The sequence below is a fragment of the Streptomyces sp. NPDC048496 genome, assembly GCF_043200055.1.
Taxonomy (GTDB): domain Bacteria; phylum Actinomycetota; class Actinomycetes; order Streptomycetales; family Streptomycetaceae; genus Streptomyces.
Window position 1 is genome coordinate 1 of record NZ_JBICXB010000015.1, and the last position, 15,412, is coordinate 15,412.

The 15,412-nt window shown below is 69.3% G+C and carries 13 protein-coding genes and 2 pseudogenes; 11 read left to right on the plus strand and 4 right to left on the minus strand.

Translation table 11 applies throughout. The features are described 5' to 3' along the window. Positions 1–99: 99 nt before the first annotated feature. The gene (locus ACGFSA_RS16625; protein WP_393304770.1) at positions 100–1,329 is read right to left on the minus strand and encodes a DUF349 domain-containing protein; all 1,230 of its coding nucleotides are present in this window, start codon (positions 1,327–1,329) and stop codon (positions 100–102) included. A gap of 201 nt (positions 1,330–1,530) precedes the next feature. Continuing rightward, a complete protein-coding gene (locus ACGFSA_RS16630) occupies positions 1,531–2,319 on the minus strand; it encodes a peptidylprolyl isomerase (RefSeq protein ID WP_393304772.1) in 789 nt (262 codons plus the stop codon). Between the two features lie 157 nt (positions 2,320–2,476). Here ACGFSA_RS16630 and ACGFSA_RS16635 point away from each other — a divergent pair, with 157 nt between their 5' ends. Both ACGFSA_RS16635 and hisS read left to right on the plus strand, forming a co-directional pair. Next, entirely contained in the window at positions 2,477–3,163 is a 687-nt protein-coding gene (locus ACGFSA_RS16635) for an MBL fold metallo-hydrolase (RefSeq protein WP_393304774.1), read from the plus strand. A 13-nt stretch (positions 3,164–3,176) separates the two neighbouring features. Continuing rightward, positions 3,177–4,439, plus strand: coding sequence for a histidine--tRNA ligase (gene hisS / locus ACGFSA_RS16640; protein WP_393304776.1), 1,263 nt, complete (start codon positions 3,177–3,179; stop codon positions 4,437–4,439). 71 nt (positions 4,440–4,510) lie between these two features. Here hisS and ACGFSA_RS16645 read toward each other — a convergent pair. After that, positions 4,511–4,844: pseudogene (locus ACGFSA_RS16645) on the minus strand (ATP-binding cassette domain-containing protein); the annotation flags it as partial. Between the two features lie 135 nt (positions 4,845–4,979). Here ACGFSA_RS16645 and ACGFSA_RS16650 point away from each other — a divergent pair. Together ACGFSA_RS16650 and ACGFSA_RS16655 are read left to right on the plus strand one after the other, a co-directional pair. Continuing rightward, positions 4,980–5,615 carry a vitamin K epoxide reductase family protein gene (locus tag ACGFSA_RS16650; RefSeq protein ID WP_393304778.1) on the plus strand — a complete coding sequence of 212 codons (636 nt, stop codon included), beginning with the start codon at positions 4,980–4,982 and terminating at the stop codon, positions 5,613–5,615. Between the two features lie 66 nt (positions 5,616–5,681). Beyond that, positions 5,682–7,055 carry a replication-associated recombination protein A gene (locus tag ACGFSA_RS16655; protein WP_393304780.1) on the plus strand — a complete coding sequence of 458 codons (1,374 nt, stop codon included), beginning with the start codon at positions 5,682–5,684 and terminating at the stop codon, positions 7,053–7,055. Positions 7,056–7,174: 119 nt separating this feature from the next. On the opposite strand, the pseudogene ACGFSA_RS16660 reads toward ACGFSA_RS16655, so the two are convergent. Beyond that, a pseudogene (locus ACGFSA_RS16660) lies at positions 7,175–7,440 on the minus strand (DUF2470 domain-containing protein); the annotation flags it as partial. Positions 7,441–7,627: 187 nt separating this feature from the next. On the opposite strand from ACGFSA_RS16660, the gene rpsD reads away from it, so the two are divergent. From rpsD to ACGFSA_RS16695, 7 genes are all read left to right on the plus strand, one after another. Next, entirely contained in the window at positions 7,628–8,242 is a 615-nt protein-coding gene (gene rpsD, locus ACGFSA_RS16665) for a 30S ribosomal protein S4 (protein ID WP_030918857.1), read from the plus strand. A 355-nt stretch (positions 8,243–8,597) separates the two neighbouring features. Then, positions 8,598–9,047, plus strand: a complete 450-nt coding sequence (locus ACGFSA_RS16670) for a DUF948 domain-containing protein (protein ID WP_037695363.1) — start codon at positions 8,598–8,600, stop codon at positions 9,045–9,047. Between the two features lie 7 nt (positions 9,048–9,054). Next, on the plus strand, positions 9,055–9,408 hold the full coding sequence (locus tag ACGFSA_RS16675) for a DUF6167 family protein (protein WP_393304783.1): 354 nt from the start codon (positions 9,055–9,057) through the stop codon (positions 9,406–9,408). After that, positions 9,408–12,077, plus strand: a complete 2,670-nt coding sequence (gene alaS / locus ACGFSA_RS16680; protein ID WP_393304785.1) for an alanine--tRNA ligase — start codon at positions 9,408–9,410, stop codon at positions 12,075–12,077. Before ACGFSA_RS16675 ends, alaS begins: the two co-directional genes overlap by 1 nt. Beyond that, positions 12,074–12,559 carry a Holliday junction resolvase RuvX gene (ruvX, locus tag ACGFSA_RS16685; protein ID WP_064744960.1) on the plus strand — a complete coding sequence of 162 codons (486 nt, stop codon included), beginning with the start codon at positions 12,074–12,076 and terminating at the stop codon, positions 12,557–12,559. The genes alaS and ruvX overlap by 4 nt, the downstream gene beginning before the upstream one ends. Positions 12,560–12,654: 95 nt before the next feature. After that, on the plus strand, positions 12,655–14,451 hold the full coding sequence (gene mltG / locus ACGFSA_RS16690; RefSeq protein ID WP_393304787.1) for an endolytic transglycosylase MltG: 1,797 nt from the start codon (positions 12,655–12,657) through the stop codon (positions 14,449–14,451). Further along, entirely contained in the window at positions 14,438–15,274 is an 837-nt protein-coding gene (locus tag ACGFSA_RS16695; protein ID WP_393304789.1) for a shikimate dehydrogenase, read from the plus strand. Before mltG ends, ACGFSA_RS16695 begins: the two co-directional genes overlap by 14 nt. The last annotated feature ends 138 nt before the right edge of the window (positions 15,275–15,412 follow it).

Genomic DNA, 15,412 nt, shown 5'->3' on the forward strand with positions numbered 1-15,412 from the left:
ACACCACGTGATCATTCCGGGGCCGTCGCCATGCCCGGAGGGCAGATCGCGACTGTCACGCTTCACGCATGACCGGCCACCCGACAGGCTCTCAGCCTGTCAGCCGCCGAACTCCTCCAGGCCCTTCAGCGCCTGGTCCAGCAGGGCCTGACGGCCCTCCAGTTCACGGGCCAGCTTGTCGGCGCGGGCGTTGTTGCCCGCGGCGCGCGCCGTGTCGATCTGCGTACGCAGCTTGTCGACGGCCGCCTGCAGCTGCCCGGTCAGACCCGCGGCGCGCGCACGCGCCTCCGGGTTCGTCCGGCGCCACTCCGACTCCTCGGCCTCCTGGAGCGCCCGCTCCACCGCCTGCATCCGCCCCTCGACCTTCGGGCGGGCGTCGCGCGGCACATGGCCGATGACCTCCCAGCGCTCGTTGAGGGCACGGAACGCGGCCCTGGCCGCCTTCAGGTCCTTCACCGGCACCAGCTTCTCGGCCTCGACCGCGAGCTCCTCCTTCAGCTTGAGGTTCTCGCCCTGCTCCGCGTCCCGCTCGGCGAAGACCTCGCTGCGGGCCGCGAAGAAGACGTCCTGCGCACCGCGGAAACGGTTCCAGAGATCGTCCTCGGCCTCGCGCTGGGCGCGGCCCGCGGCCTTCCACTCCGTCATCAGGTCGCGGTAACGCGCGGCCGTCGTTCCCCAGTCCGTGGAACCGGAGAGCGCCTCGGCCTCGACGACCAGCTTCTCCTTGGCCTTGCGGGCGTCCTCGCGCTGGGCGTCCAGCGAGGCGAAGTGCGCCTTGCGGCGCTTGGAGAACGCCGAGCGCGCGTGCGAGAAGCGGTGCCACAGCTCGTCGTCCGACTTGCGGTCGAGCCGCGGCAGGCCCTTCCACGTGTCGACGAGTGCCCGCAGCCGCTCGCCCGCGGAGCGCCACTGCTCGCTCTGCGCCAGCTCCTCGGCCTCGGCGACCAGCGCCTCCTTGGCGTGCTTCGCCTCGTCGGTCTGCTTCGCCTTCTGGGCCTTGCGCTCCTCGCGACGGGAGTCGACCGTCGCGACCAGCGCGTCGAGCCGCTTCCGGAGCGCGTCGAGGTCGCCGACGGCGTGATGCTCGTCGACCTGCTGACGCAGATGCTCGATGGCGGTCGTCGCGTCCTTCGCCGACAGGTCGGTGGTCCTCACCCGCCGTTCGAGGAGGCCGATCTCGACCACGATGCCCTCGTACTTGCGCTCGAAGTAAGCCAGAGCCTCCTCGGGAGAACCGGCCTGCCACGATCCGACGACCTGCTCGCCATCGGCTGTACGCACGTACACGGTGCCTGTCTCGTCGACACGGCCCCACGGGTCGCTGCTCACAGCGCCTCCTCCACCTGATGCCTGTGAGAGGGTTCGCCCCCCGGCATCGTCCACAGTTTCCTGGGGCGGGCCGCGCCCGCCCTGCACAACGCCAATCTAGGCGACCGGCCGCCCGGCTGTCCGCACTCAGCGCCGCCGAAATTCTTCGGCCCGCACACCGAGGGCCGGGCCGGCACCGCCGGTCAGGCCCTCGGTGCCGGATCAGACCTTGTCGACGGCCGCCTTGGAGATGGTGACGGTCTCCTTCGGAGCACCGTCGGCAGCACCGCCGGTGACACCCGCGGTCCCGACCTTCTGCACGGCCTTCAGCGAGGCGGCGTCCATCGTGCCGAACGGTGTGTAGGTCGGCGACAGCTTGCTGTCCTTGTACACCAGGAAGAACTGGCTGCCGCCGCTGTGCGGCTGTCCGGTGTTGGCCATCGCCACCGTGCCCGCCGGGAACGTCACCGTGCCGTCCGTGCCCGCCTTGCCCAGCGCGGTCAGGTTCTCGTCCGGGATCGTGTAGCCGGGGCCGCCCGTGCCGTCGCCCTTCGGGTCACCGCACTGCAGGACGAAGATGCCCTGTGTGGTCAGCCGGTGACACTTCGTGCCGTCGAAGAAGCCCTTGTCGGCGAGGGACTTGAAGGAGTTCGTCGTGTGCGGGGTCTTCGCCGCGTCCATCGTGAACGCGATGTCGCCCTGGCTCGTCTTGAGCGAGAACGTGTACTTCGCCTTCTTGTCGATCTTCATCGCAGGCTCGGGCGCACTGCTCTCGCTCGCCGAGGGCGACGCGGACGGGCTCGCGCTCGCCGCCGCGTCGCTCTTCTTGTCCTTGTCGTCGTTGCCGACGGAGACGTACGCGGCAGCCCCGACGACCGCCACCACGGCCAGCGCCGATGTGATGACGACGGTGAGCCGCCTCGTCCTCCGGCGGGCCTCCTCCCGGCGCTGCTGCTGCCGCTCGAACTTCTCCCTGGCGAGCTGCCGCCGCCGCTGATCGCTGCTGACCACCGGGTGATCTCCTTGTACGTCGTCTGATCGGGCCTGGGTTGCCCGTACCGTATATGGGTTAGCTGTGGAATGAGGAGCGCCGGTAGGCTCTGAACTGCCGCGACCCGCTCGGTCGCGGTCACCGCAGCCCTCCGTCGGACGACCATTAAGGACGATCGTGCTCATTGCCGGGTTCCCCGCCGGGGCCTGGGGGACCAATTGCTACCTGGTCGCCCCTGCCGCCGGCGAGGAGTGCGTGATCATCGACCCGGGCCACCAGGCCGCACAAGGAGTCGAGGAGACGCTGAAGAAGCATCGGCTGAAGCCCGTCGCCGTCGTGCTCACCCATGGCCACATCGACCATGTCGCCTCCGTCGTCCCGGTGTGCGGCGCGCATGACGTCCCAGCCTGGATCCACCCCCAGGACCGGTACATGATGAGCGACCCGGAGAAGGCCCTCGGCCGCTCCATCGGGATGCCGCTCATGGGCGAGCTGACGGTGGGGGAGCCGGACGACGTCAAGGAGCTGAGCGACGGCGCCCTCCTGAAGCTGGCCGGTCTGGAGTTCGGTGTCGCGCATGCGCCCGGCCATACCAAGGGGTCGGTGACGTTCAGGATGCCCGAGGCCGCGGATGTTCCGCAGGTGCTCTTCTCGGGCGACCTGCTCTTCGCCGGCTCCGTCGGACGCACCGACCTGCCCGGCGGCGACCACGCCGAGCTGCTCGAGTCGCTGGCCCGTGTGTGCCTCCCGCTCGACGACTCGACCGTGGTGCTGTCCGGCCACGGCCCCCAGACGACCATCGGCCGCGAGCGCGCAACGAACCCGTATCTGCATGGTATGGACGCGCCCCGACGAGGAATGTGACGAGAGACAGACTGTGAGCACGTTCAGAGCCCCCAAGGGCACGTACGACCTGACCCCGCCCGACTCCGCGAAGTATCTCGCGGTGCGCGAGGCGATCTCCGCGCCCCTGAAGAACTCCGGCTACGGCTATATCGAGACGCCCGGCTTCGAGGACGTCGCGCTCTTCTCGCGCGGTGTCGGTGAGTCCACCGACATCGTGTCCAAGGAGATGTACACCCTCACCACCAAGGGCGGCTCCGAGCTCGCGCTGCGCCCCGAGGGCACCGCGTCCGTGCTGCGCGCCGCGCTGGAGGCCAACCTCCACAAGCTCGGCAACCTGCCGGTCAAGCTCTGGTACTCCGGCTCGTACTACCGCTACGAGCGCCCGCAGAAGGGCCGCTACAGGCACTTTTCGCAGGTCGGCGCCGAGGCGATCGGTGCGGAGGACCCAGCACTGGACGCCGAACTGATCATCCTGGCCGACCAGGCCTACCGCTCCCTGGGCCTGCAGAACTTCCGGATCCTGCTGAACTCGCTGGGCGACAAGGAATGCCGCCCCGTCTACCGGGACGCCCTTCAGGGCTTCCTGCGCGAGCTCGACCTGGACGACGAGACCCGCCGCCGCATCGAGCTCAACCCGCTGCGGGTCCTCGACGACAAGCGCCCCGAGGTGCAGAAGCAACTGGTCGGCGCCCCGGTGCTGCGCGACTACCTGTGCGACGCGTGCAAGGCGTACCACGAGGAGGTCCGCGACCTGCTGACCGCCGCCGGTGTCGCGTACGAGGACGACGAGAAGCTCGTCCGCGGCCTCGACTACTACACCCGCACCACCTTCGAGTTCGTCCACGGTGGACTCGGCTCGCAGTCCGCGGTGGGCGGCGGCGGCCGCTACGACGGCCTGTCCGAGATGATCGGCGGCCCGGCGCTCCCGTCGGTCGGCTGGGCGCTCGGCGTGGACCGTACGGTGCTCGCGCTGGAGGCGGAGGGCATCGAGCTCGAACTGCCCGCGTCCACCAGCGTCTTCGCGGTGCCGCTCGGCGAGGAGGCCCGCAGGGTGCTGTTCGCCAAGGTGACGGAGCTTCGTAAGTTGGGCGTGGCCGCCGACTTCGCGTTCGGCAGCCGCGGTCTCAAGGGGGCGATGAAGAGTGCCAACCGGTCCGGTGCGCGCTTGACCGTCGTCGCCGGTGAGCGCGATCTCGCCGACGGCGTGGTTCAGCTCAAGGACATGGAGTCGGGCGAGCAGCAGCCGGTCGCGCTCGACGCGCTGGTTGCCGAGATCCAGCGGAAGCTGGCCTGATCCACCGTTTCCCCTGTGCCCGCCCGGTCCGCCGGGCGGGCACAGGGCGTGGTGAGGGGCGGCCGGGGTCAGATGACGTCCGTGGCGTCGCGTGGCCGCGGGCAGGAGCGGGCCAAGTGCGCCACCGTCTCCCGTACCGTCAACTCGGCGGGTGCCGATTCATCCTGCCGGACGACCCCGACCCGGGAACGCCGGCGACGGTCGGCGGACGCGAGCACCGAGACCGTTCCCGCGTCGCGGCTGCGACGCCTCTGGAGGATCTCCACCGCGGTGCTCTTCCCGGCCTCGTTCGGCCGCGGGTGCCGAGCACGTCGCCTGGACGGATTCCCAGGCCAACCCGTCCGGCGCGGTCGCTTCGCCGTAGCGCTTGCGCAGACCGTGTACGGCCACAGTGAATTCGGTCATGGCGCGGAGCGTCTCGCGGAGCTGTGAGTTCCGTGCCGCCGTCTGTACATCTTTATGTCCACCGAACGGTTGACCCGAGCGGTGGTGCGGCACAATGACCATGCTCAGCAGGCCACTCACTGACGGAACGGCGATATGACGACTGCAGCGGTTGACCAACCCTCATCCGACCAGGACGAGGGCGGCGGGAAGACGACCTTCGGCGGCAGCCGCGCGTTCGCACTGCTGCTGGTGATCGCAGGTGCTGCCGGGCTCCTCGCCGCCTGGGTCATCACGATCGACAAGTTCAAGCTGCTCGAAGATCCCTCCTTCACCCCGGGCTGCAGCCTCAACCCCGTGGTCTCGTGCGGCAACATCATGAAGAGCGAGCAGGCGTCCGCCTTCGGGTTCCCGAATCCGATGCTCGGACTCGCCACGTACTCGGTGGTCATCGGAATCGGCATGGCGCTGCTCGCCGGGGCCCGGTTCCGCAGCTGGTACTGGCTCGGACTCAACGCCGGCACCCTGTTCGGAGTCGGCTTCTGCACCTGGCTGCAGTACCAGTCGCTCTACAACATCAACTCGCTCTGCCTGTGGTGCTGCCTGGCGTGGGTCGCCACGATCTTCCTGTTCTGCTACGTCACCACGCACAACATCAAGCACCGGATCCTTCCCGCGCCGAACTGGCTGCGCAACGGACTGACGGAGTTCCACTGGGTTCCGCCGGTCGTCTGGGTCGGCATCATCGGCATGCTGATCCTGACCCGCTGGTGGGCCTTCTGGACCAGCTGAACCGGCAGGTCCCGGGCGGGGACAGGCCCGGCGGCGCTGTCGGTGCCGTGACATAGGCTTCACATCGTGGAGCCCGACCTCTTTACCGCAGCCGCCGAAGACCGTCAGGAGAAGGACCCGTCCAGCAGCCCACTCGCTGTCCGGATGCGTCCCCGTACGCTCGATGAGGTCGTCGGCCAGCAGCATCTGCTGAAGCCGGGCTCGCCGCTGCGCCGCCTCGTCGGCGAGGGGAGCGGCGGGCCGGCCGGCCCGTCGTCGGTGATCCTCTGGGGGCCGCCCGGCATCGGCAAGACGACCTTGGCGTACGTGGTCAGCAAGGCCACCAACAAGCGTTTCGTCGAACTCTCCGCGATCACCGCGGGCGTCAAGGAAGTGCGGGCCGTCATCGAGGGCGCCCGCCGGGCCACCGGCGGCTACGGCAAGGAGACCGTTCTCTTCCTCGACGAGATCCACCGCTTCTCCAAGGCCCAGCAGGACTCCCTGCTGCCGGCGGTGGAGAACCGCTGGGTGACGCTCATCGCCGCGACGACCGAGAACCCGTACTTCTCGATCATTTCGCCGCTGCTGTCGCGCTCGCTGCTCCTCACCCTGGAATCGCTCACCGACGACGATCTGCGCGCTCTCATGCACCGCGCCCTGACCGACGAGCGCGGACTCGGCGGCGCGGTCACTCTGCCCGCGGACGCGGAGGCACATCTGCTGCGGATCGCCGGGGGAGACGCGCGGCGCGCGCTGACGGCGCTGGAGGCGGCGGCCGGCGCGGCGCTCGCCATGCAGGAGAAGGAGATCACTCTCCAGACCGTCGAGGCGACCGTCGACCGGGCAGCGGTGAAGTACGACCGGGACGGCGACCAGCACTACGACGTGGCGAGCGCCCTCATCAAGTCGATCCGTGGCTCCGACGTGGATGCCGCGCTGCACTATCTGGCCCGGATGATCGAGGCGGGGGAGGACCCCCGCTTCATCGCCCGGCGGCTGATGATCTCCGCCAGCGAGGACATCGGCCTCGCCGACCCGACGGCCCTGCCCACGGCGGTCGCTGCCGCCCAGGCCGTGGCCTTGATCGGTTTTCCGGAGGCGGCGCTCACCCTCAGCCATGCCACGATCGCGCTGGCGCTCGCCCCCAAGTCCAACGCGGCGACGCTCGCGATCTTCGCGGCCCAGGAGGACGTACGGAAGGGGCTGGCCGGTCCGGTCCCGGCCCATCTGCGCGACGGCCACTACAAGGGCGCAGCCGCGCTCGGGCACGCACAGGGTTACGTCTATCCGCATGACGTCCCCGGCGGGATCGCCGCCCAGCAGTACGCCCCCGATGCCGTCCGCGACAGGCACTACTACCGGCCCACGCGGTACGGCGCGGAGGCGCGGTACGCGGACGTGGTGGACCGGGTCCGCGAGCGGCTCGGCCGCGGCGGCTCCGACGGCGCGGCCGACGCCTGAGGCGCACGCTCATCGCCTCCCCCGCGGTAGGGAGTCGGCTCCCGGCGCCCTGCGACTGCTCCCCCAAGCTCTCGGCTTCGCCCGAGCAGGGAGGGCCCCCTTCGGCGTTGTTGCCGGCCGCGGCCGCGGATGCGGTGCGGCACCGATACCGGCGCGACGTCCGTGATCTCCAGCACAGCGGTCAACTCGTCGTCCCGGGCATGTACCGCGGCCCGTACGGCCGGGGAATCGGCAGGAAGTTCGAGAAACAGATCCCCTTCTAGGCCACGCTCCGGTCCAGGGGAATCAGCTGGTCGAAGCCCGCAGTGCTCATCCCGGGGATGAGTAGTACCGCCGAACAGGTACTCTGTACGAGAGTTCGTGTGCGCTCGGCTGCTGACGGCATCCGAGTGTTTTCAAGCCCGCTGGGACGCGGCTGACCACGATCTGATCGGTCCTCCGTCGTATCGACGCCCTCGGTGGCGTCGACGCTGTCAGTGCTGCCGTGACGTGTGTGGTGTTCCCAGGGCGAGACATGCGATCTCCTTGAGTAAGGTGAGCCTAACCTAACCCACAACGGAGGTCTGGAGAACGTGCCTAACCAGTCGCGTCCCAAGGTCAAGAAGTCCCGTGCGCTCGGCATTGCCCTGACGCCGAAGGCCGTCAAGTACTTCGAGGCCCGCCCCTACCCGCCGGGCGAGCACGGCCGTGGCCGCAAGCAGAACTCGGACTACAAGGTCCGTCTGCTCGAGAAGCAGCGTCTGCGCGCCCAGTACGACATCAGCGAGCGCCAGATGGCGCGCGCGTACGACCGCGCCAAGAAGGCCGAGGGCAAGACGGGCGAGGCGCTCGTCGTCGAACTCGAGCGCCGTCTCGACGCGCTGGTCCTGCGTTCGGGCATCGCCCGCACGATCTACCAGGCCCGTCAGATGGTCGTGCACGGCCACATCGAGGTCGACGGCCGCAAGGTCGACAAGCCGTCGTTCCGCGTCCGTCCCGACAACATCGTGATGGTCCGCGAGCGCAGCCGCGACAAGCACCCCTTCCAGGTGGCCCGCGAGGGTGGTTACGCCCCCGACGGCGAGACCCCGCGCTACCTGCAGGTGAACCTGAAGGCCCTGGCCTTCCGCCTGGACCGGGACCCGAACCGCAAGGAGATCCCGGTGATCTGCGACGAGCAGCTCGTCGTCGAGTACTACGCCCGCTGATTCAGGCGTAGCTGCTCTCGCCAGCGCTCAGGCCCGCCCCTCCCCGATGTCGGGGAGGCGGCGGGCTTCCGCGTTCTGCCGCCCGGCACGGGCGCGGGTCCAGGCCGCTGCCCCTCCGGGCCCGGCCGGTCCATGGGCCGGCGCCCTGGCCACTGTCGTGTCCGGGGGAGGGGGCGCTGAGAGCGTCGCATGAAACACGCAGAGTAATGGCACGGAAGCTCTCCGTGCAAACTCCTTTGTGCAGCTACGGTCCCGCCCACCAGTAATGCGGTAGGGGGCGTGGCCCCCGGCGCGATAGGGTCGGGAGACGACGATTCGACAAGCCAGAGAGCGGTGCACTGTGTCCGGTGGAGAGGTGGCCGGGATCCTGGTGGCCGTCTTCTGGGCGATCCTGGTCTCGTTCCTCGCCGTCGTCCTGGTGAGGCTGGCCCAGACGCTCAGGGCGACCACCAAACTCGTGGCGGACGTGACCGAGCAGGCCGTTCCGCTGCTCGCGGACGCGTCCGCGACCGTGCGCTCCGCGCAGACGCAGCTCGACAAGGTCGACGCGATCGCGACGGATGTCCAGGAGGTCACCTCCAACGCCTCGGCGCTCTCCACGACTGTCGCGTCGACCTTCGGCGGACCGCTGGTCAAGGTCGCCGCCTTCGGTTACGGAGTGCGGCAGGCCATCGGCCGCCGGACCGCTCCGGAAGCCGAGCCGGCCCGCCGGGCGTCCCGGCGCACGGTGATCGTCGGCCGCACGGTGCCGTCCGCGCGAGCCAAGAAGCAGGGCGGCAGAAGCTCCCGCGGATCGAAGGACTGACGCAGCGATGTTCCGCCGTACGTTCTGGTTCACCGCCGGCGCAGCCGCCGGTGTCTGGGCCACCACCAAGGTCAACCGGAAGCTCAGGCAGCTGACCCCCGAGAGCCTCGCGGCACGCGCCGCCGACAGGGCGATCGAGAGCGGTCACAAGCTCAGGGACTTCGCCCTCGACGTCCGCGACGGCATGGTCCGGCGCGAGGCCGAACTGGGTGAGGCGCTGGGCCTTGAGGCGCCGGTCGACCCCGAACTCCCCCTGCAGCGTCACTTCGCGGTCGAGGCGGCCGAGCCCGCCCCGGCCGCCGACGCCACCACCTACCGCAAGCTCCCCTACAACTCGTACAACCGGAATGAGGACCACTGATGGAGTCGGCTGAAATTCGTCGCCGCTGGCTGAGCTTCTTCGAGGAGCGCGGGCACACCGTCGTGCCTTCGGCGTCGCTCATCGCGGACGACCCGACTCTGCTGCTGGTCCCCGCGGGCATGGTCCCCTTCAAGCCGTACTTCCTCGGCGAGGTCAAGCCGCCTGCCCCGCGCGTCACCAGCGTGCAGAAGTGTGTGCGTACGCCGGACATCGAAGAGGTCGGCAAGACCACCCGGCACGGCACGTTCTTCCAGATGTGCGGCAACTTCTCCTTCGGCGACTACTTCAAGGAAGGCGCCATCAGCTACGCCTGGGAGGCTCTCACCAGCTCCGTGGCGGACGGCGGCTTCGGTCTCGACCCCGAGCGGCTGTGGATCACGGTCTATCTGGACGACGATGAGGCCGAGCAGATCTGGCGCGACAAGATCGGCGTCCCGGCCGAGCGCATCCAGCGCCTGGGCAAGAAGGACAACTTCTGGTCCATGGGCGTCCCCGGCCCGTGCGGTCCCTGCTCCGAGATCAACTACGACCGCGGCCCCGAGTTCGGCGTCGAGGGCGGCCCGGCCGTCAACGACGAGCGGTACGTGGAGATCTGGAACCTGGTCTTCATGCAGTACGAGCGGGGCGCGGGCGACGGCAAGGAGGACTTCCCGATCCTCGGCGACCTGCCGTCGAAGAACATCGACACCGGCCTCGGCCTCGAGCGCCTCGCGATGATCCTGCAGGACGTGCAGAACCTGTACGAGATCGACACCTCGATGGCCGTCATCGAGAAGGCCACCGAGCTGACCGGGGTGCGCTACGGCGACAACCACACCTCGGACGTCTCCCTCCGGGTCGTCACCGACCACATGCGTACGTCCGTCATGCTCATCGGCGACGGCGTCACCCCCGGCAACGAGGGCCGCGGTTACGTGCTGCGCCGCATCATGCGCCGCGCCGTCCGCAACATGCGCCTCCTCGGCGCCACCGGCCCGGTCGTCGCCGAGCTCGTCGACACGGTCATCGCGTCGATGGGCCAGCAGTACCCGGAGCTGATCACCGACCGCAAGCGCATCGAGACCGTCGCCCTCGCCGAAGAGGCCGCCTTCCTGAAGGCCCTCAAGGGCGGCACCAACATCCTCGACACCGCCGTCACCGAGACCAAGGCCACCGGCGGCAAGGTCCTCGCCGGCGACAAGGCGTTCCTGCTCCACGACACCTGGGGCTTCCCGATCGACCTCACCCTGGAGATGGCCGCCGAGCAGGGCCTCGCCGTGGACGAGGACGGCTTCCGCCGCCTGATGAAGGAACAGCGGGACCGCGCCAAGGCCGACGCCAAGGCCAAGAAGACCGGCCACGCCGACCTGTCCGCCTACCGCGAGGTGGCCGACCACTCCGGCACGACCGAGTTCACCGGGTACACGTCCACCGAGGGCGAGTCGACCGTCGTCGGCCTCCTCGTCGACGGTGTGCCCTCGCCCGCCGCCACGGAGGGCGACGACGTCGAGGTCGTCCTCGACCGCACCCCGTTCTACGCCGAGGGCGGTGGCCAGCTCGCCGACCAGGGCCGGATCCGGCTCGACACCGGCGCCGTCATCCAGGTGCGCGACGTCCAGCAGCCCGTCCCGGGCGTCTCCGTCCACAAGGGCACGGTCCAGGTCGGTGAGGTGACGGTCGGCGCCTCCGCCTATGCCGCGATCGACAACACCCGCCGCCGCGCCATCGCCCGCGCCCACAGCGCCACGCACCTCACGCACCAGGCGCTGCGCGACGCACTGGGCCCGACGGCCGCCCAGGCCGGTTCGGAGAACTCCCCGGGCCGCTTCCGCTTCGACTTCGGTTCGCCCGCCGCCGTCCCCGGCACGGTCCTCACCGACGTCGAGCAGAAGATCAACGAGGTCCTCTCCCGGGAGCTCGACGTCCAGGCCGAGGTCATGTCCATCGACGAGGCCAAGAAGCAGGGCGCCATCGCCGAGTTCGGCGAGAAGTACGGCGAGCGGGTCCGCGTGGTCACCATCGGCGACTTCTCCAAGGAGCTGTGCGGCGGTACGCACGTCCACAACACCGCCCAGCTGGGTCTGGTGAAGCTGCTCGGCGAATCGTCCATCGGTTCCGGTGTGCGCCGCATCGAGGCCCTCGTGGGCGTCGACGCGTACAACTTCCTCGCCAAGGAGCACACGGTCGTCGCCCAGCTCCAGGAGCTGGTCAAGGGCCGCCCCGAGGAGCTTCCGGAGAAGGTCTCCGCCATGCTCGGCAAGCTGAAGGACGCCGAGAAGGAGATCGAGAAGTTCCGCGCGGAGAAGGTCCTGCAGGCCGCCGCCGGGCTCGTCGAGTCCGCCAAGGACGTCCGCGGTGTCGCCGTCGTCACCGGTCAGGTACCGGACGGCACCTCGGCCGACGACCTGCGCAAGCTGGTCCTCGACGTCCGCGGGCGCATCCAGGGCGGCCGTGCGGCCGTCGTGGCCCTGTTCACCACGGCCAACGGCCGCCCGCTGACCGTCATCGCCACCAACGAGGCCGCCCGCGAGCGCGGACTCAAGGCCGGCGACCTGGTCCGCACGGCTGCCAAGACCCTCGGCGGCGGAGGCGGCGGCAAGCCGGACGTCGCCCAGGGCGGCGGCCAGAACCCGGCCGCCATCGGTGAGGCCATCGCCGCGGTCGAACGCCTCGTCACCGAGACGGCGTGACGGCGGGAGTGACGCAGATGCGCCGCGGACGTCGTCTCGCGATCGACGTCGGGGACGCCCGGATCGGGGTCGCCTCGTGCGACCCCGACGGGATCCTCGCCACGCCGGTGGAGACCGTGCCGGGACGTGACGTCCCGGCCGCCCACCGGCGGCTGGGGCAGATCGTCGAGGAGTACGAGCCGATCGAGATCATCATCGGCCTGCCGAGGTCTCTGGGCGGCGGTGAAGGGCCCGCGGCGGCCAAGGTCCGGCTCTTCGCCCAGGAGGTCGCCCGCTCGGTCGCACCCATTCCGGTGCGATTGGTGGACGAGAGGATGACCACAGTGACGGCGAGTCAGGGACTGCGTGCCTCGGGCGTGAAGTCCAAGAAGGGCCGGTCTGTCATCGATCAGGCTGCCGCTGTGGTGATCCTTCAGAACGCTCTGGAGTCCGAACGAGCATCGGGCAAAGCTCCGGGCGAGGGCGTCGAAGTGGTTGTCTGATCGCGATACGGTAACGTTCCGCGCGATGCGGCGGTGTTCGAACAAACACCGCACAGCAAAGAGGCGGAACGTCGTCTCGCGGCTCTAGGGGATCGATGACTGAGTATGGCCGGGGCCCCGGCTCCGAACCGTGGCATCCCGAGGACCCCTTGTACGGGGACCAGGGACGGGGAGGCCGGCAGGCTGCCCACGGCCAGAGCCAGTACGGCGGTCCGCAGGATCCCTACGCCCAGCAGCCGCCGCAGCAGGCGTACCCGCAGCACCAGCAGTACGGCGCTCCGCAGGACCCGTACGCGCAGCAGCCGCCGCAGCAGGACCCGTACGCGCAGCAGCACGACCCGTACGCGCAGCAGCCGCCGCAGCAGGACCCGTACGCCCAGCAGCAGTACGACCCGTATGCGCAGCAGCCGCCGCAGCAGGACCCGTACGCCCAGCAGCCCCCCCAGCCGCAGTACAACGGCGGCTGGGACACCGGCCAGCAGGCCGCGATGCCGTACGGCACCCCTCCGAACGATCCGTACGGGAACGGGACGAACGGCTACGGCGAATCGCACGACAACTACGGCACGCCCGATGCGTACCCGCCGCCGCAGCCCCCGGGCCGGCGCGAGGCCGCGCCCGAACAGGCCCCGCCGCAGAACCCCGACTGGGACCCGGACGTGCCGCAGGAGGAGACGCACCCCTTCTTCACGGGCACCGACGACGACCGTGACGGCCGGGACCCCCGTGACGACGATGACGAGTACGACGACGACCCGCGTGACGGTCGCAGGGGCGGCCGAGGCGGCGGCGAACGCCGTGGCAAGGGCAAGAACAAGAAGAAGAGCCGCAACGGCTGCGCCTGCCTCGTCGTGGCCGTGGTCATCGCCGGCGGTCTCGGCGGCGTGGGCTACGTCGGCTACACGTACTGGCAGAAACAGTTCGGCGCGGCACCCGACTACTCGGGCCAGGGCTCCGGCAGCGTCGAGGTGGAGATCCCGGAGGGCGCCCTCGGCAACGAGATCGGCAGCGTCCTGAAAGCGAAGGGCGTCGTCAAGAGCGTCGACGCGTTCATCGCCGCGCAGGCCGAGAACCCCAAGGGGAACTCGATCCAGGCGGGTGTCTATCTCCTCAACAAGCAGATGTCCGCCGCCGAGGCCGTGAAGATGATGCTCGACCCGAAGAGCCAGAATCTGCTCATCATCCCGGAGGGCACGCGCAACAGCGTGGTCTACGCAAAGATCGACAAGAGGCTGGGCCTCAAGGACGGCACCACCGACGGCATCGCCAAGAAACAAGCGGGCAGCCTGGGGCTCCCGCAATGGGCCAAGAACCACCCGGAACTCAAGGACCCGCTGGAGGGCTTCCTCTTCCCTGCGGCCTACCCCGTGGTCAAGGGGATGAAGCCGGAGGACGTCCTGAAGAAGATGGTCGAGCGGGCCAACTCCGAGTACGACAAACTTGATCTCGAGGCCAACGCCAAGAAGCACAACCTGGACAATGCCTGGGAACTGCTCACGACGGCCAGCCTGGTCCAGGCCGAAGGTAAAACGCACGACGACTTCCGAAAGATGGCCGAAGTCGTCTACAACCGCCTCAAGGCGACGAACACCGAGACCAATCGCTACCTTCAGTTCGACTCGTCGTACAACTATCTCAAGGGTCAGAGCAAGATCAAGATCACTGAGAAGGAGATAAAGCAGAACCACGATCCGTACAACACGTACACGCAAACGGGCCTCACCCCTGGCCCGATCGGTAATCCAGGAGCCGAGGCATTGGCAGCCGCGCTTCATCCGACCACGGACGGCTGGATCTACTTCGTGGCGACCGACGGCAACAGCAAGACCGAGTTTGCCAAGAACTACAACGAATTCCTGAAGCTCAAGGAAAAGTTCGATGCCCTCAACTGACGGGCGCCGACGGGCGGCCGTTCTCGGCTCACCTATCGCGCACTCGCTCTCCCCGGTCCTGCACCGGGCCGCGTACGCCGAGCTCGGTCTCACCGACTGGACCTACGACCGGTTCGAGATCGACGAGCAGGCGCTGCCCGGCTTCATCGAGGGCCTGGACTCTTCCTGGGCCGGACTCTCGCTGACCATGCCGCTGAAGCGTGCGATCCTCCCGCTGCTGGACTCCATCAGCGAGACCGCCTCCTCGGTCGAAGCTGTGAACACGGTCGTGTTCACCGAAGACGGCCGTCGTGTCGGCGACAACACCGACATCCCCGGCATGATCGCGGCTCTACGCGAGCGAGGCGTGGAAAAGGTGGAGTCCGCCGCCGTCCTCGGCGCCGGAGCCACCGCGTCCTCCGCGCTCGCCGCGCTCGCGGTGATCTGCACAGGGCCGGTCGCGGCCTACGTACGTAGCCGGGAACGCGGCGACGAGATGCGCGGCTGGGGCGAACGCCTCGGCGTCGACGTGAAGATCTCCGACTGGGCGGAAGCGAAGCAGGCATTGCACGCCCCCCTGGTGATCGCGACCACGCCTGCCGGGGCGACGGACGCGCTGGCCGGTGCGGTACCGGACGCACCCGGCACGCTCTTCGATGTGCTGTACGAGCCCTGGCCCACCGCACTCGCTGCCGCCTGGGCAGCTCGTAACGGTGCAGTCGTCGGAGGTCTCGACCTTCTGGTGCACCAGGCCGTACTCCAGGTCGAGCAGATGACGGGCCGCTCGCCCGCCCCGCTCGCAGCCATGCGGAAGGCCGGCGAAGAGGCGCTCGCCGCCCGCTGACCACACCGATCGCGCGCCGCGATCCGTCCGTCTGCTGGACCGGCGGCCGGTTCGGGGGCCCGGGCGTGGGAGGATCGAAGGCGGCGGGCCAGGGCCGCGCACCCGGTCGCGCCGTTGCAGTTCCAGGCGCGAGCATGA

What these genes read in the sequence shown, in the direction of transcription:
- alaS (WP_393304785.1), top strand. Translation starts at nt 9,408, where the DNA reads ATGGAGTCGGCTGAAATTCGTCGCCGCTGGCTGAGCTTCTTCGAGGAG.
- ACGFSA_RS16695 (WP_393304789.1), top strand. Translation starts at nt 14,438, where the DNA reads ATGCCCTCAACTGACGGGCGCCGACGGGCGGCCGTTCTCGGCTCACCT.
- ACGFSA_RS16650 (WP_393304778.1), top strand. Translation starts at nt 4,980, where the DNA reads ATGACGACTGCAGCGGTTGACCAACCCTCATCCGACCAGGACGAGGGC.
- mltG (WP_393304787.1), top strand. Translation starts at nt 12,655, where the DNA reads ATGACTGAGTATGGCCGGGGCCCCGGCTCCGAACCGTGGCATCCCGAG.
- ACGFSA_RS16675 (WP_393304783.1), top strand. Translation starts at nt 9,055, where the DNA reads ATGTTCCGCCGTACGTTCTGGTTCACCGCCGGCGCAGCCGCCGGTGTC.